Consider the following 22,580-nt stretch of genomic DNA (forward strand, 5'->3'; position numbering starts at 1 on the left):
CCCGCCCCGTCCTGCCGGGACGCCCGTCAGAGCCAGCCGAACTCCCGGGACAGCCGTATCGCGTCGAGCCGGTTGCGCGCCCCCGTCTTGCGTATCGCGGCGGCGAGGTAGTTGCGCACCGTCCCGCTGGCCAGGCACAGCGACCGGGCGATGGACGCCACCGACTCGCCGTCCGCCGCCAGCGACAGCACCCTCAACTCCCGTGCGGAGAGCGGGACCTCCGTGGCTTGGAGGAGACTGAAGGCCAGCGACTCGTCGATGTGCCGTCCGCCCGCCGCGACCTTGCGCACCACCTCGCAGAGGTGGTCCACCGGACCGCACTTGTCGATGTAGCCGGTCGCGCCCGCTTCGTACGCCCGGCGCAGATCGCCGGTGCGGTGGCTGCGCGCGAGGACGGCCAGTGCCGTGCCCTCCTGGGCGCGGGGCGGTTCCACGAGTCTGAGGACGTCCCGGGAGTCCGGACAGTCCAGATCCGTGACCACGATGTCCGGGGACGATTCCCTGAGCGCCCTGGGCACCCCCGACTTGTCCGTGGCGTGGACGCGCAGTCCACCGTCATGGTCGAGCAGGGAAACCAAGGAGGCACGCCACAGGGACACCCCGTGCACCAGCAGAACCTTCGTCATCAACCGCTCCTCAACGCCTTTTCCACCGAGCGCCACGGCCGGGTCCGCCGCGCGTTCTTCCGGTCAACCGGTCCAGCACACCAGCGGTGTGCGCCCGGCATTCGCCGTTCGCTCCGAGCCGGTGGAGAACCGGGTGCACACGAGGGCGCAACGGAAGGGCGTGCCCCGTCTGATCGTGCGCCCCCATGCTGATCGACTGCCCCGGTTGCCCGACCGTGCGCGTCATAGGGGTGTTTTTGGCGGGATCTCGTTATCGGATCTCCGGGGGAGCGGGACGGAAAGCGGCGCCCGCGTCGGCGGAGTTTCTCCCGGGGGCCGGGGAACCGTTCCCGGACGATGGCGAATTGACGAAGGTCGCCGGGTCGGAAACCGCACCGGAACGGGGCAGCGTTTTACGCTGACGGCGAACGCCCATTTCCCTGGCATGCCTTGCCCGTCATATGACAACGCGGTTGATCCCGCTGGACGGGAGCCGGTCGATCACGGAAAAAGGGAAAACTCCGCGCGACGCCGCACGGGTGTGCTAAAGCAGGTGAACCGGCTCCGGGGCGGCGAGGTGAAAACGGCTCGCCGCCCCGGCGGGCCGGATGGCAGGGTGCGGCGCATGACGCCCCAGTATCAGATCCGTGCCGACTACGACGCCCGCACCATCGTGGTCTACCAGGCGTACTCGCCCGCCATCGCCGACGCGGCGCTGCGGGCGGGCCGTTTCGTCGAGCCGTTCTCGTTCCACCGGATGACGTGGATCAAACCGTCGTTGATGTGGCTGGCGCACCGCAGCAACTGGGCCCGCAAGCCCGGCCAGGAACGCGTCCTCGCGGTGCGGATCACCCGGGAGGGCTGGGAGGAGGCCCTGTCCCGGGCCGTGCTGACGACCGCCGATCCGGCGGTGCTCGCCCGGGCGGCCGTACACGTCCAGTGGGACCCGGAGCGCTCGCCGCGCGGAGCCGCGCTGAACCACTACAGCATCCAGGTCGGCATCGGCCGCCAGCTGATCCGCGCGTTCACCGACGACTGGACCGTCGGCCTCACCGACCTCACCCCCCGGATCCGCAAGGCCGCGACACTGACGCGGACCGGCCGCGCGGCCGAGGCGCGGCGGCTGTTCCCCGTGGAGCGCGTCTACCCGATGCCCCGGACAGGGGGAGGCGTCGTTCCCCGGGGCGGATGACCGAGGTGGACCGGTGAGTCCGCCCACGGGCGGCCGGATCGCGGGGACGTCTGGCATCCGCCCCGGGGAACGCCCGGCGGACCGTCCGGAGGCCACCCCCCCCGGACGTCCTGTCGCGGGGCCGACGACGCGGTACCTCCTACCGCTCCCGTTCCGGTTCCCCCTCCGGCCGCGACCGTGGTGCCTCGCGGGGCGCCGGTGCCGTGGCGGGGAGTGTCGCGCGCAGGCCCGGGACCAGCACCGCCGCCACCGCCAGATGGGTCAGCGCCAGTGCGGTCCGGGTGCCGCCGTCCATGCCCCCACCGGTCAACGGCAGGAAGGACACGGCCAGTACGGCGACGGCCGCCCCGGTCCAGACGGCGCGGGCGCGCCGTACCCGTAACCGTTCCAGGGCCGCCAGCAGCCCCCACCCGGCGAGGGCCGCCAGCAGTGCGAACGAGGCCACCGGCACCACCCCGACGTCGAGCGTCCGTCCGCCGTCGGTGATCCGCGGCCGGTGCCCCAGCACCGGGTCCGCGACCACCCACACCAGGGCGGGTGCCAGCACCGCGAGGCCCGTGGCCCGTGCCCGCCTTCCGCGCGGGCTCATCCGGCGTCGCCCGTGAGCGCGCCGTGCAGGAAGACCTCCACCAGTTCCTCCGTGGTCAGCTCCCCTTCGTCCGCCAGGTGCGGCTGGGTGAAGAGCAGCCCGAAGAAGAGCGCCGCGATCTGCTCCGGCGGTCGGCGCAGGGCGGCCCGGTCGGGCTCCAGCAACTCCGCGAGGGCCGTCCGGATGCGGGTCGTCGACTCCTCGCGGCCCGCGCCGCGCACCGTGCCCGGATGCTTGCCGCCCCGGTGCCCGGAGGCGTGCAGCGAACCGGCGATCACCCCCATGCGCGTCAGATGCGCCTGGAGGGCCCGGGCCGCCTCGGCGAGCCGGTCGGGCAACGGCTGGGACAGCTCGATCGCCGCCAGTTCGCGGACCGCGTGTTCGGGGGAGAGGGCCTCCACCAGGCAGGCGTGCAGCAGCTCGTCCTTGTCGGCGAAGACCCGGAAGATCGTGCCCTCCCCGATGCCCGCCGCGCGGGCGATCTTCGCGGTGGTCACCGCGGCGCCGTACTCGGCGATCAGCGGGATCGCGGTCTGGATGATCATCGCGCGCCGCTGCTCCGGCGACATGCCGGGCGCCCGGCGGCGGGCGGTCTGGTTCTGCTGAGGTGCCGTCATGGCCCCACAGTACGGAGTGAGTCCTCACTCCGTCAATGAGTGAGGACTCACTCCGCACCGCTCGGCGAACCCGAATGTCAGTGGCACGAACTAGGGTGACGTCATGTCAGCCTCCGGATCCGACGGCGGACCGCCGTCCCGCGACCGCTTCCAGGGCGGGTACGCCGTGCGCCCCGGCCCCGGGTCCTCCCCGTCGTTCCACCAGTACGTGGCGTCGGCCAGGTCCGGCGCGCTCGACGCCCTGCACGTACTGGGCACGGGTGCCACGGCGTCGGTGCCCGGGGAGGTGCTGGAGGCGTTGGGCTACCGGCTGCTGCTCGTCGCGGCGGACTCCGGGAACGCCGAGGCCGGGGAACTCGTCGAGGGCGTCCTGGCCAACTCCCCCCTCTTCCGCCACGACGACGACAGGTCCGCCCGGGGCGACGCCCACTTCGAGCTGGGCCTGGCCTACCTCAGGGGATCCGACGGCCTCCCCGTCGACCCCGGCAGGGGCGTGACGCATCTGGAGACGGCCCGCGCGTGCCGGTGGCCCGGGAGCGGCCCGGAGGGGGAGGCGCTGTTCGCCGCGGCCCGCGCCCTCCTGACCGCTCCCCAGCTCACCCTGTTCGACCGGGTGTACCGGCCCCGGTGACCCCGTCCCGCGCGGGCGCGGCGCGGCACACCCGGTCCGTCGCGGGCAGCTCGCCCGTCGCCAGGTAGTCGTTGACCCGCCGGTCCACACAGGCGCTGCCGAAGAAGGCGTACACCGCGTGCTGGGTGGAACCGGAGAGGGTGACCAGACGGGAACCCGGCCACTGCGCGCGGACGGTCCGGGCGTTCGCGTGCGTGGTGCGCGGGTCACCGGTCGAGTTCACCAGCAGCGCGGGGAAGTCGTCGCGGATCCGCGTCGGCGCCTCGTCCGGCGTCCGCCAGAAGGCGCACGGATTGATGTTGACGCTGAACGGGCCCAGCAGCGGATCCCGCTTCGCGGCCCGCCGGACGTCCCGCCAGTACCGTTCCGGATCGCGGGGGGCGGCCCGGTCGCCGCAGAGGATCGCGGTCTGCGCGCTGCCGTAGTGCGAGTCGTCCGCGGTGAGCAGGAAGCGCAGCTGAGCGGCGAGCGCGGGGGAGGGGCGCACCGCCTCCCCGGCGGCGGCCCGCCGCAGATCGCGCACGGTGTGGGCGAACGCCTCCCGGGCGCCCTCGTTGTCCTGGCCCAGTCCCATGAACACCAGCAGCGGGACCAGGTGCTCGTCCACGGTGTACCCGCCCACCGTCAACGGCTTCCGGGCCGCCGTCCGCTGGAGGCCCTCGACCGTCTCGACGACGGCCCGGGGGGTCGCGCCGAGGCCGTGGACGTCGTGCCGTCCGGCTGCCCAGACGGCCCACTCCTCCAGCGCCGCCCGGTTCTCCGCCAGGCTTGAGGAGAGCAGCCGGGGACCGTACGCCGCCGGGTCCACGACTCCGTCCAGCACCACCCGGTCGGCCCGGCGCGGGAACATCGACACGTACACCTGGCCGAGGTAACTCCCGTACGAGTAGCCCAGGTAGGAGATGCGCCGTTCACCGAGGGCCGCGCGGATGACGTCCATGTCCCGCGCGGTGTTGCGGGTGTTGACGTGCGGCAGGAGGTCGCCCGCCCGCTCCGCGCAGCGTTCGGCGAGGTCCCGGGCGAAGGCGGTCGTCCGGTCGAACCCGGCGCGGTCGGCGCCGGGCGCCCGGAACACCTGCCCGGTCGGCCAGCCGCAGTCGAGCGGGGTGCTGCGGCCGACGAACCGGGGGTCGACCCCGATGACGTCGTAGCGCGCGGCGACCCCCCGCATCGCCCGCCGGACGTCGACCGCGTCCACCAGCGAGGGCCCGCCGGGGCCACCGCCGTTGAGCAGCAGCGGACCCACCCGGCGGTCCCGGTCGGTGGCCGCGATCCGGGAGATCGCGACGGTGATCGTCCGGCCGTCCGGCTTCCGGTAGTCCAGCGGGACCCGGACGTCGGCGCAGCGGGCGCCCGCCCGCTCCAGCGCCTCGCCGTCCTCGTCGCCGGGGCCCCGGGAACAGCTCTTCCAGTCCAGCCGCTGCTCATGGAAGGCGGCGAGCGGCCCGTCCCCGGACGCGGACGGCTCCCCGGCGGCCCCGGCCGGAGCCGCCGGGAGGAGCGTCAGACAGAGCGCGGCGACGGTGGCGCCGAGCGCGGTGGTGCGGGAGACGCGGGTGGTGCGGACGGCGCGTGGGTCGCGCCCGGTGCGCCGGTCGTACGGGGAGGAACGCATGGTGGTGCCCTTCCGGATTCCTGTGGTGGGTGGCTTCACCCTAGGAATCCGGGACCCGCGTGATCACTGGTGGAAGCGGGTGTATCGGGGGTGGGGCAAACCCCTCGGTCGCCAGGGGGGTTTCGGGCACCCCGGCGAGGGCGCCGGTGGGGGCGACGTGCGCGACTGCCGGTGGCCAACGGCCAGCGGCCGGGGACCCGGGACCCGGGAGCCGGGGACCGGAGGGCCGGGTCCGCCCCGAGGACCCCGGCGCCGTTGACGGGGTCCGGCAGGGTGCTGGGCCGGGCGTACGGGGGTGGGCGTCACGGGAGACGGCGGACGCCGGACGGCCGGAGCCGGACGGGGCGCGCGGCGTCAGCCGGTGAACGCCAGACGGGCGGCCCGGCGCCAGCGGTTGGCGGGCACGGCGGGTCGCAGGACGGCGAGCGCCCCGCAGTACTTGGTGAAGACGGCGGGCCGGATCCCCCGGGCGTGCAGGAACCGGTCGGCCTCGGTCAGCCGCCCCGCGTTCTTCGTCTCCACCAGTACCAGCCCCGGATCGCAGCGCACACTGCCGCCGGTGCGCACGTCCGCGCAGCGCAGTCCGGTGTCGCAGGTGACGCGTTCCCCCCGGGACACCAGCGTCGCCCGCCGGTAGTCGGTGGTGACGGACGGGTCGAGCCGTCCGGGGGCGTCGATCCCGTACGCGGTGCGCAGGCACTCCGCGAGGAAGTCCTGGAAGGGCGGGTCCAGCGGGCTGGCCCCGTCCTTCAGCGGCCGCCTGTGTTTGACCGTCTCACCGCGCCCGCTCTTCAGCTTGATCTCGAACTGCCGCTCCCCGGAGTCCTGGTACACCCGCTCGCGGATCTTGAACCGCAGTCTGCGGCCCTTGCGGTGGTCGTCGAAGCAGCGCAGTCCGGGGGTGTCGTAGTAGACCGAGTGGTAGCGGAACCAGCGCCGTCCGTCGATGGTCAGCGCGCGGAACGGGCCCTGCGGCCGGTCCGGGTCGGTGAGGTGGGCGGCCAGCTCGGCGAAGACCCCGACCGGAACGAGGTAGGCGTGGTCGAAGCGGGCCAGGAGTTCGGCGCTCGCCAGCACCTCCGGAAGGGAGATGCCCGCCGCCGCGAGCACGGGTGCGGCGGCCGCGCCGGGCGGATACAGCGGGTCCTCCCCGGCTCCGGCCGGGACGACGACGGCCGTGGACCCGGCCGGGAGCGCGACCGCTCCCGTCGGGGGCCCGGCGGGCCCGTCCACTCCGAGGGTGTCGGTGTTGCGGTGGACGGCGCGGAACGTCCCCGTCCTCGGGACGACCTTGGCGCGGACCGGACAGGGGTCACCGGCGGTGAGGGTGACCGGCGCGGGGAGGGGCGCCAGGGCCGGGGTGCTCACGCCGCCTCCAGGGCGGCCGTCGGCGCGGGCGCGGCGGCGATCTTCCCCAGGGGCCCGGCGGGCTCGCGGTAGCGGACGTCGACCACGGTGAGGTCCCGGACGAAGTCCACCTCCATCACGGTCCAGTTGAGGGGCTCGCCCAGCCGGGCGGCGAGCGCGGCCCGCAGTTCCGAGGGACCCGCGTACACCGCGTCCAGCACCACGACGCTGCGCCGGGAGCGGGCGAACAGCCGTGGGTGATCGGCCAGGTACACCACGGCGAGCAGCAGCGCGGCGAACGCCGCCGCGTGGGTGAGCCGCAGGTTCGGCAGACCGCAGATGAGCCCGAGGACGAGCGTGGTGAAGTAGTAGGCGACTTCCTCGTGCTGGATGGCGTCGGAGCGCAGCCGGATGATGGACAGGACGCCGAAGAGCCCGAATCCCAGGGCCATACCGCCCGATCCGCCGACCTGGGCGAGTGCCGCGACCACGGTGAACAGGGCCACGTTGAGGGCGAGGTAGGCGGGCAGCAGATCGCGTCGGCGATGCCTCGGGTAGTACACGGCGAACGTCAGCAGACTGACCGCGGCGAGGTCCACGGCGAGATGAACGCCCAGGTGGCGTAGGGATTCCATGACGACCTTCCAGCAAAGGGAATGCGAGGGACGGGGAATGCTGGAACTCTAAAGGAACATCAGGTAAACGATTCGAAAAGGGTGGTTCTGCCTATGTAAAAGAGGTGGGATGTGTGTCGCGACAAACGGACGGTCTGCTATTGACACGGAATATGAGAGGGCTCTCACCGTGACGGGCGGAATCTCTGCGGCGAATGCGGCCGATTGCCGACAAGCCGCAGGAGGCGTCCGGCCGGATAGCCGGAGGAGCGCCCCGGAATATCTGACCGTGTGGTTCGGAACGGCAATGTGAAATACATGGGACATCCACTTCGGTCACGGCGGGGGCGTGGTGATCCGGCCAGCGCCGCCGGACGCGTCGCCCCGGCCCGTGAGACCCCGGCCCCGTGACCCCGCGCCGGGGAAGCGACCGCGCCGGGGAAGCGACCGCGCCCGCCTCGTGACCCCGGCCCCTCCCCGACCCGGCGGCGGGGATAGCGACCGTGCCCCGTCGGTCTCCTCCGACCGCCCCCTGCGGGCCACCCCTCCCCGGGCCGCCGCCGGTTCTCCCGCCCCGCCCTCGGTCCCGTCCCCCTCCGACCGTCCTCCACCCGCTCCCGACCGCCCTCGCGAGGCCGCCCGGAAAGGCCGGGGGACCCTCCGGTCCGGTCGTCGCGCACCGAGGGTCGGCGTGGGGCGCCCGCTTGGATACGATCAGCGCGATGAGCAGCGGCATACGACACCCGGGACGAGCGGCGCGGCGCGCCGCCCCGTTCCCGATGCCGTGGTGCGGCGTCCTGCTCGCGCTGCTGCTGGTGGCGCTCCCGCTGTGCGCCCACCCGTTGGCCACGGCCGACGGCGCGCCGCCCCGTCCCGTGGCCACGGCCGCCCACCCCACCGGTGACCGGGCCGTCGTCACCCCCCTCTGCGTGGACGCGGGCCCCGGCGGCGGCGCCCGCTGCCACGCCGTGGACCGGGCCGTCACGGGCACCGCCCCGTCGTCCCCGCTGGCCGCGCCCGGCGCCACCTCCACCGTGGTGGCCGACCGCGCCCCCGGTCCGGTCGGCCCCGGCAGCGGCCAACTCGGCGCGCGCGCCCCCGATCTGCACTGGCTCCAGATCCAGCGGACCTGACCCCCGAGGTGCCGGACCGCCGCTCCCGCCGCGACGTCCGGCCCGTTCCGCACGCCCCGCACCGGGGCGTCCACCCGCCCCCCGACCCACCACCGCCCGCTCCGCGGAGCGCGGCGGGGACAAGGACACGCCATGGGTTCCGCCGGAGCCAAGACACAGCGCAACACCCGCCAGGCGAGGATCGAGGAGATGCGCCGCGCCGAGGCCGCGCGCGAGCGCCGCAACCGCATCCTCACCTGGGGCACCAGCTCCGTCATCGTCGCGGCCGTCGCCTTCGGCGGCTGGTACTACGTCGACGAGGCGAACGACCGGGAGGCGGCCAAGGAGCGGCTCGCCGCCCAGCCGGTGAAGGGCGAGAAGACCTGGGACAAGCTCGGCCGCAACCACGTCACCAAGCCCGTCACCTACCCGATGAGCCCGCCCGTCGGCGGTGACCACCACCCCACCTGGATGAACTGCGACGGCGACGTCTACAAGGAGCCGATAGGCGAGACCTACGCCGTGCACTCCCTGGAGCACGGCGCGGTGTGGATCACCCACACCGACAAGGCCCCCGCCAAGGACGTCGAGGAGCTCGCCGAGCGGGTCGGCAAGACCCCGTACACCCTGATGAGCCCCTACGAGAACCAGAAGTCCCCGATCGTGCTGTCCGCCTGGGGCCGCCAGCTGGGGGTCACCTCGGCCTCCGACCCGAGGATCGACCAGTTCCTCCGCAAGTACGTGCAGGGACCGCAGACCCCCGAGCCGGGCGCCGCCTGCACCAACGGCGTCAGCGCGTGACGTCCGCCTGACCGGGCGGGCCGGTCCGGGGCCGCGCGCCCCGGAGCACCGGCCGCCCGGCGGCGGTCCCCCACCGCGATCACGAGAGAGCGCTCCGTCATGCAGCACACCGACGGGCGGACCGCGCGGACCGCGGCCCGCCGCCTCGCCGTGCCCACGACCCTCGCGGCCCTCGCCGTGTGGGCGGCGGCCCCGGCCACGGCCCACCCCGGCCCGGCGCGCGGCGCCCCCGCCCCCGGCACCGTCCTCGACGTCCCCCCGGAACGGGTGACGCTGACCTTCGCCCATCCCATGAGCTCCGAGTACGCGCAGCTCAGCGTCTCCACCCGGCGCGGCGGCACCCTGGCGACCAGTTCCCCGCGGGTCACCGGACGGAAGGTCACGGTGACCCTCACCGACGAGGCGCCCGCCGGGCGCTACCGGGTCGGCTACCGGGTGCTGTCCCAGGACGGGCGCCCGCTCGCCGGCTCGTACGTCTTCTCGGTGCGGGCCCCCCGGCCCGGCCCCAGCGCCACCACCCCCGGTGGACCGGTGGCGGTCGCCGTCGAGGCGTCGGTGCGGGTCGAGGCGGGCAGCGGCGGTCCGGAACCCGCCCGTCACATCGCCCTCGCGGCCGGGGGCGCGGCCCTGGTCGCCGTCGCGGCGGCCACCGTCCGGGTGGTGCTGCTCCGGCGCTCCGGCCGCCCGGACGGCCACCCCTGATCCCGTACCGGCCCCGGTGAGCCCGGGCGCCGGTCGCTCCGAACCACCCCGCCGGGCCGCGCACCCGTACGTCCGGCGGGCCCCGACCGAGGAATCCCATGAGGAAACACCTGATCGTCGCCGCGGTGATCGTCGCCGCGTTCGCCGCCGCCTTCGGCTCGTTCCTGCTCTTCTCACCCGACGGCCGGGGTGCCGGGGGGACCGACGCCGAACCCGCCGTCCGGGCCCTGCCGGTCCGTGACGACAGCCACCGGCTGAGCGATCCGCCCAGCCCCGAGGTCACCGTCGTCGAGTTCCTGGACTTCGAGTGCGAGGCGTGCGGGGCGGTGTACCCGGTCGTCGAACGCCTCCGGAAGGAGTACGGCGACCGGGTCGCCTTCGTCGCCCGGGCCTTCCCGATGCCGGGGCACCACAATTCCGAGGCGGCGGCCCGGGCGGCCGAGGCGGCGGCCCGGCAGGGCCGGTTCGCCGAGATGTACCACAAGCTCTTCGCCACCCAGCCCGAGTGGGGCGAGGCCCGGGAGTCCAAGGCGCGGGTCTTCCGAGGCTTCGCCGCCGACCTCGGACTCGACCTCGCCCGCTACGACGCGGACGTCGCCTCCGAGCGGACCGCCGCACGGGTCCGCGCCGACCAGAGCGACGGGCTGGCCCTCGGGGTGCGCGGCACCCCGACCTTCTTCGTCGACGGGCAGCGGATCGGCACCCCCCGCTCGTACGAGGATTTCGCCCGGCTCATCGAGCGGCGACTGGCCGGCTGACCGCCGACGGCGGCCGACGGGCCCGCCCGTGTCCGACAACCGTCGGCCGACGAGGCCCCGTTGTCCTCTCCCGGCCCAGCTGTCAGCCTCGTCGCCGACGACCGGACCGCCACCGTGGCGGCTCCGCGGCCGGGAGGAGAACACGATGAGGACACGCAGGACCGGATGGATTCCGTCGGTGGCGCTGCTCGCCGCCGGGGCGACCCTCGCCGTGGGCGCGCTGGGCTCGGCCGCGCAGGCCGCCGACTCCCGCACCGCCGCGACCGCCGTCACCCGGGTCGGGGCCGTCCAGCAGAGCGATCCGACGCCGGAGGAGCAGCAGCGGCTGCGGGAGATAGCGGGCGCGATCTGGACCCCGGAGCTCGCGGCGGGCTGGAACATGAACGCCGAGGTGGCGAACGTGCTCTCGGAGGCGACGGACCGCATCCTCCGGTGTTCGGCGGCCTTCGCGCTGGTGCCCCGTCCGCCCGGGTTCGTCCCCGGGCTCGGCTATCTGGTGCAGTACTGGAAGAACCTGCGGGACTACTTCCTGGTGGTGAAGACCAACCGCACCTACCGGGCGTGCGTGGTGTCGACCGCCGCGTACTACCGGTCCATCATCGAGATGGCCTCCGCGGGCATCTGACCCCGTCGCCCCGTACGACCGCCTCCGCACCCCGTACACCCGGCCCCGGTGACCGCGCCGCCCGTCACCGGGGCCGGACCGTCACCGGTGACGGGCGGTCCCCCGGAGCGGGGCCGGGCCCCACGGCCAGGGGCCGGGGCCAGGGGCGGCGGCCGGGGCCCTCACCGGTACCCGGCCCTCACCGGTACCCGGTGCCGTCCTACTTCACGGCGACGATCATCGACTCCGGTCCGGACAGATGGCGGACCCGGCTCTCCCGGAACCCGGTCGCGGCCAGCCACTCCTGGCACTCGGGGCCGGTGTACTCGAAGCCCCCCGGGGTCTCCAGCAGCATCGTCAGGCTCATCAGCAGACCGGAGACGTTCTCCCGCCGCTCGTCGTCGAGCAGGGACTCGTAGACGATCAGGCTGCCGCCCTCCGGCAGCGCCTCGTACGCCTTCTCCAGCAGGGTCCGGGCCTTGGAGCGGGAGAACCCGCTGATGATGTGGCCGAGCACCAGCACGTCCGCCCGGGGCAGCGGATCGGCGAAGAAGTCACCGGGCCGGAAGTCCAGCCGGTCGCCCAGCCCGGAGGCGTCGAGACGGCGGTCGAAGCAGGGGCCCACCGCCGGGAGGTCGAAGCCGGTGCCGCTCAGATGCGGATGGCGGCGGAGCAGCTCGGTGAGGACCGCGCCCTCCGCGCAGCCCACGTCCACCACCGTCCGGTAGGGGGACCAGTCGAACACCTCCGCGAGCGCCTGCGCCGACCCCATGGACAGCCCGGTCATCGCCCCCTGGAAGACGTTCAGCCGCTCGGGATCCGCGTAGAGGTCGGCGTACATGCCGTCGTCGTCCTCGGTGCTCCCGTTCTGCGGCTCCCCGGTGCGCAGCGCCGCCTCCAGGTCCCCCCACAGTCCGTAGGTGCGGCTGTCGTTCATCTCCAGGAAGCCGCCCGCGTAGGCGGGTCTGTCCCGGACCAGGTAGTAGTCGGCGGCGTCGCTGTTGCGGTAGCCCTCCGGGCCGCGCTCCAGGACGCCGAGCGCGACCAGGGTGTCGAAGAAGTCCCGGGACGCCCGTGGGTGCAGTCCCAGCCGTTCCCTCAACTCTTCGCCGCTCAAGGGTTGTTCGGCCAGTTGGGTGAAGAGGCCGATCCGGGCCGCGACGAGCAGCACCTTGGAGGCCATGAAGCCGGAGGCCAGCTCCATCAGGGGGTCGATGGGCGGGGCGGGGGCCGGGTCGGCGGGTGCGTGCGGCAAGGTCGGCTCCTCGGGGTGGGGGAGGGGTGCGTGCGCCGGGTGCGCGGCACACGGTCCCCTGTCTACTCCTGCCTACCCCGTGGAGTGACGGGGCAGGCGCGCTCCGTGACCGCGATGGGTGCGCGTGGGGCCCCCGCGCGCCGCCGGGGTGAGCCGTGGGCGCCGGTTCCGCCGGGCGCCACCAAGGCGCCGCTCCAGGGGTGTTCACCCGTCACACTGCTCTGGCCTGGCGTTTATCGGTGAATGATGCCCGGATAACGGTTTGACTTTACCGACCCTTTACGGTTGTGTGCGGGTCCTCATCATCACGACCCCGGGGGTTCCCACATGCGTCGCTCCATCCGTTCCACGGCCCTGGCCACCGTGACCGTCGCCGGTCTCGTGTTCGGGCTCGGTGCCTGCTCGGAGGCGGTCACGGACAAGGCCGTCGACGAGATCGGCAAGACGGTGACCGAGGAGTACGAGGTCACCTACGAGGTCACCGGCAAGAGCGTCGACTCCATCATCTACACCTCCGGCGGCGAGCTGGCCACCAAGCCGAAGTTGACCACCGAGGAGAACCCGACCCTCCCGTGGAAGAAGACGGTCAAGCTGCGCGGCCTCATCGCCCCCGTGGTGACGCCCGTCGCCGTGGACGCGGGCGGCGACGCCTCCGTCAGCTGCAAGATCATCCACAAGGGCAAGGTGCTCGCCGAGGAGTCCGGCAAGGGCCTCGCCGCGGCGGGCGGCTGCAACGCGGTCTCGCCCCTCGGCGGCTGACCGGACGGCACCCCGCCCCGCGCGACCGGGCCCGTTCCTTCCGGGATCTGACGGGCCCGCCCCGCTCGCGGCCCCCGCGGCCGGACACCGGTTCCCCGGTGTCCGGCCGCGGCGTCGTGTCCGGCGTGTGAAATCCCCGCCCCGACCGGTGCGCCCGGCCCGGCGCGGATGGGACGCTGGCCGCCCTCGCGGACCGGGCCCTCCCCCGGCCGCGGCCATCGCGACCAGGGAGGACGACCGTGTCCGTGGTACTCGACCGGGAGACCCGCGCACTGCTGGACGGCCCGAACTTCGCCACCGTCGCGACCCTCGACCGCGACGGAGGACCGCACACCTCCCTGGTCTGGATCGCCCGGGACCCCCACGCGCCGGACACCGTGGTGTTCTCCACCACCGCCGCCCGGCGCAAGGCCCGCAACCTCGCCCGCGACCCCCGGATCAGCCTCACCGTCTTCGACCTGGCGAACCCGTACCGCAGCGTGGACATCCGGGGCACCGCCGAACTCGTCGAAGACCCGCACAAGGAACTCCCGAGGGAACTGGCCCGGCGGTACCTCGGTCAGGACCCGCCCCCTGAGTCCGACGACGTCCGGCGCCTCGTCGTCCGGGTGACCCCGCTCCGGGTGACCTCGTTCTCCGTCTGAGTCCCCCCGTCCGGCATCTCCGTCCGACGCTCGCCGCCGGTCGTTCCCGTTCTCCGTCCGACGGGTCGCCGCCGGTCGTTCTCCGGTCCCCGTCCGACGGATCCTCACCGGTCGCCCCCGGCTGCGCCCGCCCGGCCCCGTCCGAGGCCCCCCGTCCCCCACCGGGCGTGGCAACCGGCGCCCGCCGCGAACAGGGCGACCGCCACCGCCCAGCCGAGCGGCCGTTCCCCGGGCAGCGCCGCCCAGCCGAGGGCGTCGGCCCAGCCGCCGTCGGCCCGCCCCAGCCCCTCCGACAACCGGATGCCGCCCAGCCAGACCAGGACCGCCAGCCAGCCCGCCCGGGCGCCCAGGGCCACCGCCGCGAGGGCCGCGCACCCCGCCGCGCCCAAGGCGTTGCGGACCGAGGGGACCGCCGGCGCCCCCGCCCCGAGGGCGCCCGCCGCCAGCGCCAGCGCCCCCAGCGCGGATAGCGCGGCGAACTGCGCCAGCCGGAGCGGCCACCACGATCGCGCGGCGGTCCGGTCCAGCTCGTCCATCACGGGACGGAGGCCCGTCACCACGACCGCCGCCACCACCAGCGGCCCGAACAGCAGCGTCGGCTCCTGCTCCAGTTCCGGCCGCCCGGACAGCCACGCCACCGCCGGGGCGGCGCACGCGAGCACCACCAGACCGCCCGCCGTCCCGCGCGAACGCGCGTACAGCCGGGGACCGGACATCCGGGCGGCGTCCCGGTGCGCGAAGCCCCTCACAGCGGCGGCACCTCCCCGGGCGCGCACCCGGCCCGCGCCGCGAAGTACCCCGACAGCCATGCGCGGCGCTCTTCCCCGGACAGCGCGTCCAGCCGCGCCACCTCAGCCTCCCGCGCGTCCAGTCGGGCCCGCTCCTGCGGGTACCCCGACGACGAGTCCCGCTGATAGTCGAGCTCCCGGGCCCGGAGCCCCTCCGGCAGCAACCACAGGGACACCGTCCACCCCGCCGTGCCCAGCCGGTCGGTGCCCGGTCCGACGCACGCGCGCGGAGGCGTGGTCAATTCGACGGTGACCGTGGTCAGATACCCCGCCGGGTCGACGAGCCGCCCCCGGACCAGCGCGATGCTGGGGTGGAGATCCGGCAGCACCGCGTCCTCGGGCCCGGCCCCGCCCGGCGACTCCCGCAGCCGGGGTACTCCGGTCACCCCGCGCAGCTTCGGACCGAGCGGGGAGAGCGCCCGCACCACCTGCGGCAGGACCTCCTCGTTGAGCGCGTCGACGCAGATCCGGGGGACGGAGACGGGTGCGCACACCGTCCGCTGCGCCAGCGGATCGATCCGCCACACCCGCTCGCCGCTCCGCACGAGCGGCACCGCCGCCACCACCGCGACCAGCAACGGCACCAGCGCCACGGACCGCCGCCGCGCCGCGCGGCCCAGCAGCGCGGCCAGCGCCAGCCCGCCCCACCACCCCAGCACCGCCCACGGGTACCACCCCACGGTGACCGCGTCCGTCAACCTCGGCGAGTCGGGCACGTCGTACGGCGACAGCGGCCCGGGCAGCAGCGGCACGAGGAGCAGCAGCCCCCCGTACAGCGGCGGGACCAACCGGTGCGGCAGCACCGTGCCGCAGACGTGACCGATCACCGAGACGGCCGCCAGGAACGCCGCATCGGCCAGGACGAGACCGGCCCGCGGCCCGCCCGCACCCGCGTACGGCAGGGTCGCCAGCAGACACCCGACGAGGGCGGCCAGATACCCGGCCACCGTCCACAGCGCCCCCGGCGCCGCCGACATCACGGCCTGGGCGAGCGGACTCCGGGCGGCCGTCGCCCGCAGCTCCAGGGTGCGCCGCCGGTGCTCCCGGGCGCCCTGCCAGCAGGCGGCCGCGCCCGCCAGCGGCGCGGCGAAGAGCGCCGCACCCTGCCGGAGCGTCATCTGCGTCTCCCACCAGCTGCCCTGCCAGCCGTCCGCGAAGAGCGCCGCCGGTACCCCCGGCGCGAGCGCCACGACCACACCGGTCAGGGGAGCGATCCCGCGCACCGCCTCGGCCCGCGCCGGATGGACCCGCCGGGCCGCCCGGCCCGCGCCGCGCCGCGCCCCGGCGTCCACGGCGCTCACCGCTTCCCCCCGAACCAGGCACCGACCCGGCCGCCCCGGGCGTCCCGGGAACCCGGACCGGAGTCCGGCCGCGCCCCGGAACGCGCCCGGTGACGGCGCAGCACCGCCGTGTACCCCCGTTCCAGCGGACCACCGACGGACTCGTCCCCCTCCGCGCCGTCCGCCCGCGCCGCGAGCGACCCGGTGGGCCCCCGGAAGGCGACCCGCCCCGACTCCAGCAGCGTCACCTCCGTGCACGCCGCCGCCACGTCCTCCACCAGGTGCGTGGAGACCACCACCGTCGCCGAGCGTCCCACCTCCCGCAGCAACGCCCGGAAATCGACGCGCTGTTCGGGATCGAGGCCCGCCGTCGGCTCGTCGAGGAGCAGCAGCGAGGGCGCGTTGACGATGGCCTGCGCCACGCCCACCCGGCGGAGCATGCCCCCCGACAGGGTCCGCATCCGGGCGTCGATCCGGTCGGTCAGCCCGACCCGTTCGACGGCGTCCTCCACCGCCGCCGCGACCGTCCGCCGGGGCATCTCCTTCAACCAGGCCACATAGCCGACGAACTCACGGACCGTGAAGCCCGGGTAGTACCCGAACTCCTGCGGCAGATAGCCGAGCCGCTGCCGCACCCACGTCCGCCCCGCCGGGTCCTCCGTGTCCCGGCCCAGCAGCTCGACCCGTCCCGAGGACGGTGCCGCGACCGTCGCCAGCACCCGGATCAGGGAGGTCTTGCCCGCGCCGTTCGGGCCCAGCAGACCGTGCACCCCGGGACCGAGGTCCAGGTCCACGCCGTCGAGGGCGGTGGTGCGGCGGTGCCGCACGGTCAGCGCGCTCAGCGCCACTGAGCGGACGCCGGACGGCGCCCCGGGCGCGGTGCGGTAAGGACTCACGAGTGCTCCAGTCGGTCGAAGGACGAACGGCGGACGGCGACCAGCGCCGCGCACAGCAGGGCCGCCACGGCCCAGCCGCCCCAGGCGGCGGGCTCCTGGGCGAGCGGGGACAGACGACCGGCGAACTCCGCGGCGTCCAGGGGCCGTCGCAGCAGCGGCGGCACCAGCGCCACGGTCAGCCAGAGTCCGGTCAGGGCGGCGGCGGCCCGGCGGCAGCCCGTGAAGGAGCCGAGCGCGAGCGTCGCCGCCGTCAGGGTCAGCCCGGGCAGCAGCCAGGCCGCCGCGGACGGCGCCCCGGCCGTGGTCGGCAGCACCGCCCCCGCCAGGGTCAGCAGCGGCACGCACACCACGAGGACGGCGGCGGCCCGGGTCAGCAACAGCCGCAGCCCGCCCGCCGGGGTCGCGGCGGTGATCTCGTACGACGGATCGCCGTGCCGCCCGTACGACAGGGCGACCCCCGCGACCGGCAGCACCGGCGCCAGCGCCAGCAGCAGCGGCCGGGCCCCCGTCGCGGCGATCCCCCCGACCCCGGCGAGGACCAGGGCCGCCGCCGTCACCAGCACCAGCCCGGCGAGCCATGAGCCGCGCACCGCGGGCCCGGCCGCCCACAGCAGCCGCGCCGCGCGGCGCCGCGCCCCGGGGCCACCGCGCCCGGCGCCCGCCACCGCGCCCGGCGCGGGCGCCGGTCCGACGGCCGTACCCAGGGCTTCGGCGAGGAGGGCGGCGCGCACCCGGGCGAGACCGGGCCCGGCCGTGCCCCGCCGCACCGCCTCCGAGACCCGCGCCGCGCACCTCCCGCATCCCTCCACATGCCGCTCCACCGATCGCGCCCCGGACTCCCCGGCGGCCCCGCCCGCGTACCGGACGGCCAGCGCCTCGCTCACATGCCAGCCGTCCGGCCCTTCCGTCCGGCCGGAGAATCGCTCCCGCTCGTCGTGGCTCACGCCGCACCTCCCAGGGGACCGGTCCGGGGCGCCAGGCGGTCCAGCGCCGCCCGCAGTTCACGGCGGGCCCGGGCGGCCCGCGACTTGACGGTGCCCTCGGGGATGCCGAGCAGCCGGGCCGTCTCCCGGGTGCTCAGCCCGTCGACCACGGTCGCCCGGAGCACCGCGCGCAACTCGGGCGGGATGCTCTCCAGCGCGGCGCCCACGTCCCCGTACTCCAGCCCCGCCAGCACCCGCTCCTCCGCCGACGGCACGCTGTCCGCCGGGGCCGCTCCGGGCGCGGGGCGCTCCCGGCGCGCCCGTGCCCGCTGGGCGTCCACCAGCCGCCGGGCCGCGATCACCCACAGCCAGCCGCCCGCCTCCCCGCCGTGGTGCGCGTCCGCCGACCGCCAGACGGTGACGAACGTGTCCTGGAGCACCTCCCGGACGGTGTCCGGATCAGCGCAGCGGCGGCTCAACCGGACGTGCAGCCAGCCCGCGTGCCGGTCGTACAACGTGCCGAGGGCTCCGGCGTCCCCACGGGCGACCGCCCGCAGCAACACCGCGTCGTCCTCGGCTTCCTCCCCCTCGGGGCGCATCGGCCTCATACCCCTCTATCGCCCCCGCCGCCCGGTCCGGTTCTCGGCCCGGGCGTTTCGTGTGGGCGCGGACCGGAGGGGCTCCTGTGCTCACGGGTCCGGGCACGGCCCCGGAACGGCTCAGCCCGCCAGCGCCGCCCGGATCTGCCGGGTGGTCTGCGCCGCCACCCGGGGCTCCCCGGCCGCGTAGGCGGTGTACGCGTTCAGACCGGTGGCCAGGGCCCAGCCCCGCCCGCGCGCCCAGGTGGCGTCGTCCACGCCGAGCGCCGCCCGGAACGCGGCGCGCGCCGGGGCGGACAGCAGGGTGAAGGCGGCGGTCAGGTCCCGGGCGGGGTCCCCGACCCCCAGTCCACCGAAGTCGATCACCGCGCTGAGACGGCCCCCCGAGGTCAGCAGATTGCCGGTGTGCAGATCGCCGTGGAACCAGACCGGTGCCCGGCCCCAGCCCGGCGCGGCCAGCGCGGCCTCCCACACCCCGGTCATGGCCCGGGCGCCGAACGTCCCGGCGGTCCGCGCGATGGCTGCCCGCGTCGCGCGGTCACGGTCCGTCAGGTCCCGGGCGGACAACTCGGGGCGGGACCGCTCGGCCGGGATCCGGTGCAGGGCGGTGAGGAACCCCGCCAGTGCCCGGGCCGCCGCCACCGAGTCGCCGAGCGCCGCCACCGTGGCCACCTCGCCGTCCAGCCAGCGGGTCACCGACCACGGCCAGGGATAGCCGTGCCCGGGCTCCCCGGCCGCCACCGGCACCGGCACCGCGAGCGGCAGCCGGGGAGCCAGCCTCGGCAGCCACACCGACTCCTTCGCCCCCTGTCCGACCGCGTCGGGATGCCGGGGGAGACGGACGGAGAGCCCGTCCCCCAGCCGGTGGATCACATGGTCGGACCCGCCCGGTTCGTACCGGGTGAGGGGGAGCGCCGCCCACCGGGGGAACCGGGTGTCCACCAACCGCCGGACCAGCGCGGTGGTGATGACCGGACGGAGGGCGGGGTCGGCTCCGGTGCCCAAAGGTGCTCCTGTTCGCGGACCCGCTGCGCACGGCGGGTGGTGTTCCCATGGCAGCACGCTCCTTCCGCCCCGTCGAACCGTTTCCTGGCCGCTGGTCGCCCGCCGGGGTGAACCTCGCGCCGGGCCCCGGGCGGGCCCCGGGCGGGCCCCGGGCGGGCCCCGGGCGGGCCCCGGGCGGGTCCCGGGCGGGTCCCGGGCGGGTCCCGGGCGGGCCCCGGGCGGGGCTCAGGCCGTGCCGGGCGCCGCGCCGCTCCGCTGGCGAACGGGGGGCGCGGACCGCGACGGCACCCGGGGCAGCCGCAGCAGGACGACGCCGTACGCGCCCGTCCACACCACCCACAGCAGCCACCCGGCCAGCCCGAGCAGACCGAGCGGCCCCCGGTCCTCGATGACCAGCGGCGTGAGCGTGGCGGAGGCGAACATCAGCGCGGCGGCGACCAGTCCCAGCACGCCGTGCCACCGCGCCAGGAGACCCGCCCGCAGCCCCGCCGCCGACAGCCCGACGAGCGCCGTCGCGAGGAAGGCGCCGTTCAGGGTGAACAGGGCGTCGTGGAGCGCCCGGAGGCCCCGGGCGGCGGTCCCGTCCGGAAGCCCGGCCGAGGCGAGGGCCAGCCGGAGCGCGACGACCCCGGCGAACGCCCCGTTCTGGAGCACCAGGCCCACGAGGCCGACCACGGCCCCCACCTCGCCCCGGCCCCGCCCGTGACGGCGCAGCGCGGCCAGCGCTCCGGCCCCGAACAGCGCGGCGCACAGCCACGCGGCCGGAGCCGTCGCCGACCCCAGTGCCACGGCGGTGCCCCGGTCCGCGAAGAACTCCGTGACCTCGCTGAGGGGCGAGCCGGTCGGCGGGAGCCCGGCGGGCACCAGCACCGCGTTGCCGAGGGTGATGGAGAGGGCGAACCCGAGCGCCGCGAGACCGGCGGCACCCGAGGAGGACAGGGGGAGGACCTCTTTGAATTTGCGTAACATGTATTCACTGTAAGCATGTTCAAGTGAAATACTTCAAGTGAAGGGACGGGCGGGATGGGCTCCGAGAACTCCGGGGAGGGTGCCGTGACCCGGCGGAACGCGACCGGCGCGACCGGCGAACCGCGACGGGAGGCGCCACCCTGGCCGGAACCGGAACCGGAACCGGTGAAGGGGACCGGGGGCGGCCCGGAAGCCGAGGGCCGGACAGGCCCGGAGCGCGCGCCCGTGACGGAGCCGGAACCGTCGACGGCACCGGCCAGACGCCCTTACGCGTCGCTGCGCAGGGCCGCCCAGGCCGAGGAGACCCGGGCCGACATCGCCCGTGCCGCCCGGCGGCTCTTCCTCGACCGGGGCTGGGCGGGAACCACGGTCCGCGACGTCGCGCGGGAAGCGGGCGTCTCGGTCCCCACCGTCTACGCGGTGTACGGGAACAAGGCGGGACTCGCCCGGGCCCTCGCCGACGCGGCCGACCTCGCGGCGGAACCGGCGCTGCTCCTGGCCCGGCTGGAGGCCCCGGACGCGACCCCGGCGGACCAGCTCGCGGCGATGGCCGCCTTCGACCGGCGGCTCTTCGAACGGTCCGGTGACGTCATCGCGCTGGTCCGCGAGGCGGGCCGGGCGGAACCCGGACTGGCCACGGTCTACGCCGACGGGCGCCGCCGTGCCGACGGGACCCGCGACGGGGTCTTCTCCTCCTGGCGGCCCGGGGTGCTGCGCCCCGGCGTCGACGCCCGCGCCGCCGCCGACGTCTACGCGGCGCTCTGCTCCCTCGACGTGTACCGCGTCCTCACCGGTGAACGCGGCTGGAGCCCCGACCGCGTCGAACGGTGGTGGGCCGGGGCGCTCACCAGGGAACTGCTGGCGTCCGGAGGGTGAGGCGCCCGGGTCCGGCGGGTCCGGACCCGGGCGAGACGGACGGGGCCGGGGGAAGTGGGGCGAATGTGGCGTGGGTCACGGTCGTCGGGTACAACCTTCGGGCTCCCGGCGCTGTCTAGTCAGTGATCACGTCGTGGTCGCGCTCAGCTAGGAGATCGTCATCACCGCCATACGTAAAACCCTCACCGCCACCTCCGTCGTCGCCCTCGTGCTCGCCGGTTCCGCCGCCTGCGGCACGATGGAGAACCTGTCCGCGGCGCAGAAGCTCGACCGTGCCTTCGACCGGCTGGGCGAGCAGCGTTCGCTGACCCTCGAGTTCGACCTCGACACCGACGCCGCCGCGCTCAAGAAGCTGGACGCCGACTCGGCGCCCGAGGACAAGGCGCCGCAGGGCCTCCTGGACCTGGTGAGCGATGGCACGATCTCCATCAGCATGGAGTCGAAGAAGCCGATCGCGGAGTCCAAGGAGAAGGACATCACGGGCTACTCCGTGAAGCTCACGGGCCCCGACGGCGCCCTGATGGAGTACCGCCTCGTCGGTGACTTCCTCTACGCCCGGATCGACGCCGAGCAGTTCGGGGAGCTGACGGACACCCCGCTGCCCTCGGTGGAGGAGCTGTCCCAGTCCGGTGAGCTTCCCCCCGAGGCCGAGCCCCTGAAGAAGCTCCTCGAGGGCAAGTGGCTCAAGGTCTCCGCCAAGGAGATCAACGAGGCCGGGCTGTTCCAGGGCCTGTCGGACGCCGGGAGCGGCTCCAAGGGCTCGGACGAGCTCGCCCTCAAGCCCGAGACCCAGAAGAAGGTCTTCAAGGCCGTGCGGGACGTCATCGCCAACGACGTCGAGCTCAAGACGGCGGACGGCGAGGACGGCACCGAGCGCATCACCGCCACCGCCTCCCTGCGCACCCTGGCCACCTCGATGGTCGACAAGCTCCGCCCGCTGGCGAAGGAGCTTCCGGCCGGGGCGAAGCTGCCCACGGCCAAGGAGCTGAAGGAGGTGCCCGGCAAGAAGGGCTCCGCCGACTTCACCCTCAAGGACGGCGACCTCACCCAGGTCGACTTCGACCTCACCCAGCTCGACAAGAAGCTCAAGGGCGAGAAGTTCGGTCTGACGATGCGCCTCACCGAGGGCGAGACCCCGGTGGCCCCGGCCGAGTCCACCAAGGTGGACCTGGACAGCCTGATGCAGGGCTTCATGCCCGACCCCGGGTTCTCGGAGGAGGAGCTCTGACCTCCCGCCCTCCGGGGTGACGCCGCCCTCTCAGCGGCGAGGACCTCCACGACCGGCCCGCCACCGTGACCCCACGGCGGCGGGCCGGTCCGCTGTCCGGACCCGGGACCGGGCCGGTACTGGTACCGGTCCCGTTGTCCCCACTGGGGCGAAGCGGGGAGGACGCGGCCA

The 22,580-nt window shown here is 75.1% G+C and carries 25 protein-coding genes; 11 read left to right on the top strand and 14 right to left on the bottom strand.

Features of this window, described 5'->3' with window-relative positions; translation table 11 throughout:
- Nucleotides 1-26: 26 nt before the first annotated feature.
- Nucleotides 27-626 carry a response regulator transcription factor gene (locus ACVWNX_RS31760; protein ID WP_454411639.1) on the bottom strand — a complete coding sequence of 200 codons (600 nt, stop codon included), beginning with the start codon at nt 624-626 and terminating at the stop codon, nt 27-29.
- Between the two features lie 604 nt (nt 627-1,230).
- Here ACVWNX_RS31760 and ACVWNX_RS31765 point away from each other — a divergent pair.
- A complete protein-coding gene (locus ACVWNX_RS31765; RefSeq protein ID WP_454411640.1) occupies nt 1,231-1,797 on the top strand; it encodes a DUF4291 domain-containing protein in 567 nt (188 codons plus the stop codon).
- Between the two features lie 139 nt (nt 1,798-1,936).
- On the opposite strand, the gene ACVWNX_RS31770 is transcribed toward ACVWNX_RS31765, so the two are convergent.
- Complete coding sequence (locus ACVWNX_RS31770; RefSeq protein WP_454411641.1) at nt 1,937-2,344, bottom strand: DUF6069 family protein; 408 nt, start codon at nt 2,342-2,344, stop codon at nt 1,937-1,939.
- Nucleotides 2,345-2,382: 38 nt separating this feature from the next.
- Nucleotides 2,383-2,931 (bottom strand): TetR/AcrR family transcriptional regulator, encoded by a 549-nt coding sequence (locus ACVWNX_RS31775; protein WP_454415019.1) that lies wholly within the window; start codon nt 2,929-2,931, stop codon nt 2,383-2,385.
- A 175-nt stretch (nt 2,932-3,106) separates the two neighbouring features.
- On the opposite strand from ACVWNX_RS31775, the gene ACVWNX_RS31780 reads away from it, so the two are divergent.
- Nucleotides 3,107-3,634: a hypothetical protein gene (locus ACVWNX_RS31780; protein WP_454411642.1), complete on the top strand. Its 528-nt coding sequence runs from the start codon at nt 3,107-3,109 to the stop codon at nt 3,632-3,634.
- Here the strand turns inward: ACVWNX_RS31780 and ACVWNX_RS31785 are convergent.
- From ACVWNX_RS31785 to ACVWNX_RS31795, 3 genes are all read right to left on the bottom strand, one after another.
- Entirely contained in the window at nt 3,600-5,249 is a 1,650-nt protein-coding gene (locus ACVWNX_RS31785; RefSeq protein ID WP_454411643.1) for an alpha/beta fold hydrolase, read from the bottom strand. The two genes, ACVWNX_RS31780 and ACVWNX_RS31785, sit on opposite strands and share 35 nt — an antisense overlap.
- A gap of 354 nt (nt 5,250-5,603) precedes the next feature.
- On the bottom strand, nt 5,604-6,617 hold the full coding sequence (locus tag ACVWNX_RS31790; RefSeq protein WP_454411644.1) for a polyphosphate polymerase domain-containing protein: 1,014 nt from the start codon (nt 6,615-6,617) through the stop codon (nt 5,604-5,606).
- The gene (locus tag ACVWNX_RS31795) at nt 6,614-7,231 is read right to left on the bottom strand and encodes a DUF4956 domain-containing protein (protein ID WP_454411645.1); all 618 of its coding nucleotides are present in this window, start codon (nt 7,229-7,231) and stop codon (nt 6,614-6,616) included. Before ACVWNX_RS31795 ends, ACVWNX_RS31790 begins: the two co-directional genes overlap by 4 nt.
- Nucleotides 7,232-7,932: 701 nt before the next feature.
- On the opposite strand from ACVWNX_RS31795, the gene ACVWNX_RS31800 reads away from it, so the two are divergent.
- The 5 genes from ACVWNX_RS31800 (at nt 7,933) to ACVWNX_RS31820 (ending at nt 11,208) form a co-directional block, all read left to right on the top strand.
- Entirely contained in the window at nt 7,933-8,343 is a 411-nt protein-coding gene (locus ACVWNX_RS31800) for a hypothetical protein (RefSeq protein WP_454411646.1), read from the top strand.
- A 132-nt stretch (nt 8,344-8,475) separates the two neighbouring features.
- Nucleotides 8,476-9,123 carry a DUF3105 domain-containing protein gene (locus tag ACVWNX_RS31805; protein WP_454411647.1) on the top strand — a complete coding sequence of 216 codons (648 nt, stop codon included), beginning with the start codon at nt 8,476-8,478 and terminating at the stop codon, nt 9,121-9,123.
- Nucleotides 9,124-9,222: 99 nt separating this feature from the next.
- Complete coding sequence (locus tag ACVWNX_RS31810; RefSeq protein ID WP_454411648.1) at nt 9,223-9,825, top strand: copper resistance CopC family protein; 603 nt, start codon at nt 9,223-9,225, stop codon at nt 9,823-9,825.
- 98 nt (nt 9,826-9,923) lie between these two features.
- The gene (locus tag ACVWNX_RS31815) at nt 9,924-10,583 is read left to right on the top strand and encodes a DsbA family protein (RefSeq protein WP_454411649.1); all 660 of its coding nucleotides are present in this window, start codon (nt 9,924-9,926) and stop codon (nt 10,581-10,583) included.
- Nucleotides 10,584-10,728: 145 nt separating this feature from the next.
- A complete protein-coding gene (locus ACVWNX_RS31820; protein ID WP_454411650.1) occupies nt 10,729-11,208 on the top strand; it encodes a hypothetical protein in 480 nt (159 codons plus the stop codon).
- 199 nt (nt 11,209-11,407) lie between these two features.
- Here the strand turns inward: ACVWNX_RS31820 and ACVWNX_RS31825 are convergent, their stop codons facing one another.
- Complete coding sequence (locus ACVWNX_RS31825; RefSeq protein ID WP_454411651.1) at nt 11,408-12,442, bottom strand: methyltransferase; 1,035 nt, start codon at nt 12,440-12,442, stop codon at nt 11,408-11,410.
- A 327-nt stretch (nt 12,443-12,769) separates the two neighbouring features.
- Here ACVWNX_RS31825 and ACVWNX_RS31830 point away from each other — a divergent pair, with 327 nt between their 5' ends.
- The gene (locus ACVWNX_RS31830) at nt 12,770-13,201 is read left to right on the top strand and encodes an MmpS family transport accessory protein (RefSeq protein WP_454411652.1); all 432 of its coding nucleotides are present in this window, start codon (nt 12,770-12,772) and stop codon (nt 13,199-13,201) included.
- A 239-nt stretch (nt 13,202-13,440) separates the two neighbouring features.
- Nucleotides 13,441-13,845: a PPOX class F420-dependent oxidoreductase gene (locus ACVWNX_RS31835; protein ID WP_454411653.1), complete on the top strand. Its 405-nt coding sequence runs from the start codon at nt 13,441-13,443 to the stop codon at nt 13,843-13,845.
- A gap of 104 nt (nt 13,846-13,949) precedes the next feature.
- Here ACVWNX_RS31835 and ACVWNX_RS31840 read toward each other — a convergent pair whose 3' ends face one another.
- The 7 genes from ACVWNX_RS31840 to ACVWNX_RS31870 all read right to left on the bottom strand — a co-directional run bounded on the left by ACVWNX_RS31840 (nt 13,950) and on the right by ACVWNX_RS31870 (nt 20,305).
- Entirely contained in the window at nt 13,950-14,594 is a 645-nt protein-coding gene (locus ACVWNX_RS31840; RefSeq protein ID WP_454411654.1) for a hypothetical protein, read from the bottom strand.
- Nucleotides 14,591-15,934, bottom strand: a complete 1,344-nt coding sequence (locus ACVWNX_RS31845) for a hypothetical protein (RefSeq protein WP_454411655.1) — start codon at nt 15,932-15,934, stop codon at nt 14,591-14,593. Before ACVWNX_RS31845 ends, ACVWNX_RS31840 begins: the two co-directional genes overlap by 4 nt.
- On the bottom strand, nt 15,931-16,809 hold the full coding sequence (locus ACVWNX_RS31850) for an ABC transporter ATP-binding protein (RefSeq protein WP_454411656.1): 879 nt from the start codon (nt 16,807-16,809) through the stop codon (nt 15,931-15,933). Before ACVWNX_RS31850 ends, ACVWNX_RS31845 begins: the two co-directional genes overlap by 4 nt.
- Nucleotides 16,806-17,753: a zf-HC2 domain-containing protein gene (locus ACVWNX_RS31855; RefSeq protein WP_454411657.1), complete on the bottom strand. Its 948-nt coding sequence runs from the start codon at nt 17,751-17,753 to the stop codon at nt 16,806-16,808. Before ACVWNX_RS31855 ends, ACVWNX_RS31850 begins: the two co-directional genes overlap by 4 nt.
- Entirely contained in the window at nt 17,750-18,340 is a 591-nt protein-coding gene (locus ACVWNX_RS31860; protein ID WP_454411658.1) for an RNA polymerase sigma factor, read from the bottom strand. The genes ACVWNX_RS31855 and ACVWNX_RS31860 overlap by 4 nt, the downstream gene beginning before the upstream one ends.
- Before the next feature lie 111 nt (nt 18,341-18,451).
- Nucleotides 18,452-19,336 (bottom strand): aminoglycoside phosphotransferase family protein, encoded by an 885-nt coding sequence (locus ACVWNX_RS31865; protein WP_454411659.1) that lies wholly within the window; start codon nt 19,334-19,336, stop codon nt 18,452-18,454.
- Between the two features lie 225 nt (nt 19,337-19,561).
- A complete protein-coding gene (locus ACVWNX_RS31870; RefSeq protein WP_454411660.1) occupies nt 19,562-20,305 on the bottom strand; it encodes a 2-oxoglutarate/malate transporter in 744 nt (247 codons plus the stop codon).
- Nucleotides 20,306-20,530: 225 nt separating this feature from the next.
- On the opposite strand from ACVWNX_RS31870, the gene ACVWNX_RS31875 reads away from it, so the two are divergent.
- Nucleotides 20,531-21,181: a TetR/AcrR family transcriptional regulator gene (locus tag ACVWNX_RS31875; protein ID WP_454411661.1), complete on the top strand. Its 651-nt coding sequence runs from the start codon at nt 20,531-20,533 to the stop codon at nt 21,179-21,181.
- A 208-nt stretch (nt 21,182-21,389) separates the two neighbouring features.
- Nucleotides 21,390-22,409, top strand: a complete 1,020-nt coding sequence (locus ACVWNX_RS31880; RefSeq protein WP_454411662.1) for a hypothetical protein — start codon at nt 21,390-21,392, stop codon at nt 22,407-22,409.
- Nucleotides 22,410-22,580 lie beyond the last annotated feature (171 nt).

Source organism: Streptomyces sp. JNUCC 64, from assembly GCF_054484115.1.

Excerpts from the sequence above, each read along its gene's own strand:
- ACVWNX_RS31775 (WP_454415019.1), bottom strand. The coding sequence starts at position 2,931 with ATGATCATCCAGACCGCGATCCCGCTGATCGCCGAGTACGGCGCCGCG.
- ACVWNX_RS31860 (WP_454411658.1), bottom strand. The coding sequence starts at position 18,340 with ATGAGGCCGATGCGCCCCGAGGGGGAGGAAGCCGAGGACGACGCGGTG.
- ACVWNX_RS31760 (WP_454411639.1), bottom strand. The coding sequence starts at position 626 with ATGACGAAGGTTCTGCTGGTGCACGGGGTGTCCCTGTGGCGTGCCTCC.
- ACVWNX_RS31765 (WP_454411640.1), top strand. The coding sequence starts at position 1,231 with ATGACGCCCCAGTATCAGATCCGTGCCGACTACGACGCCCGCACCATC.
- ACVWNX_RS31795 (WP_454411645.1), bottom strand. The coding sequence starts at position 7,231 with ATGGAATCCCTACGCCACCTGGGCGTTCATCTCGCCGTGGACCTCGCC.
- ACVWNX_RS31830 (WP_454411652.1), top strand. The coding sequence starts at position 12,770 with ATGCGTCGCTCCATCCGTTCCACGGCCCTGGCCACCGTGACCGTCGCC.
- ACVWNX_RS31805 (WP_454411647.1), top strand. The coding sequence starts at position 8,476 with ATGGGTTCCGCCGGAGCCAAGACACAGCGCAACACCCGCCAGGCGAGG.
- ACVWNX_RS31780 (WP_454411642.1), top strand. The coding sequence starts at position 3,107 with ATGTCAGCCTCCGGATCCGACGGCGGACCGCCGTCCCGCGACCGCTTC.
- ACVWNX_RS31785 (WP_454411643.1), bottom strand. The coding sequence starts at position 5,249 with ATGCGTTCCTCCCCGTACGACCGGCGCACCGGGCGCGACCCACGCGCC.
- ACVWNX_RS31815 (WP_454411649.1), top strand. The coding sequence starts at position 9,924 with ATGAGGAAACACCTGATCGTCGCCGCGGTGATCGTCGCCGCGTTCGCC.
- ACVWNX_RS31810 (WP_454411648.1), top strand. The coding sequence starts at position 9,223 with ATGCAGCACACCGACGGGCGGACCGCGCGGACCGCGGCCCGCCGCCTC.
- ACVWNX_RS31800 (WP_454411646.1), top strand. The coding sequence starts at position 7,933 with ATGAGCAGCGGCATACGACACCCGGGACGAGCGGCGCGGCGCGCCGCC.
- ACVWNX_RS31820 (WP_454411650.1), top strand. The coding sequence starts at position 10,729 with ATGAGGACACGCAGGACCGGATGGATTCCGTCGGTGGCGCTGCTCGCC.
- ACVWNX_RS31870 (WP_454411660.1), bottom strand. The coding sequence starts at position 20,305 with ATGTTACGCAAATTCAAAGAGGTCCTCCCCCTGTCCTCCTCGGGTGCC.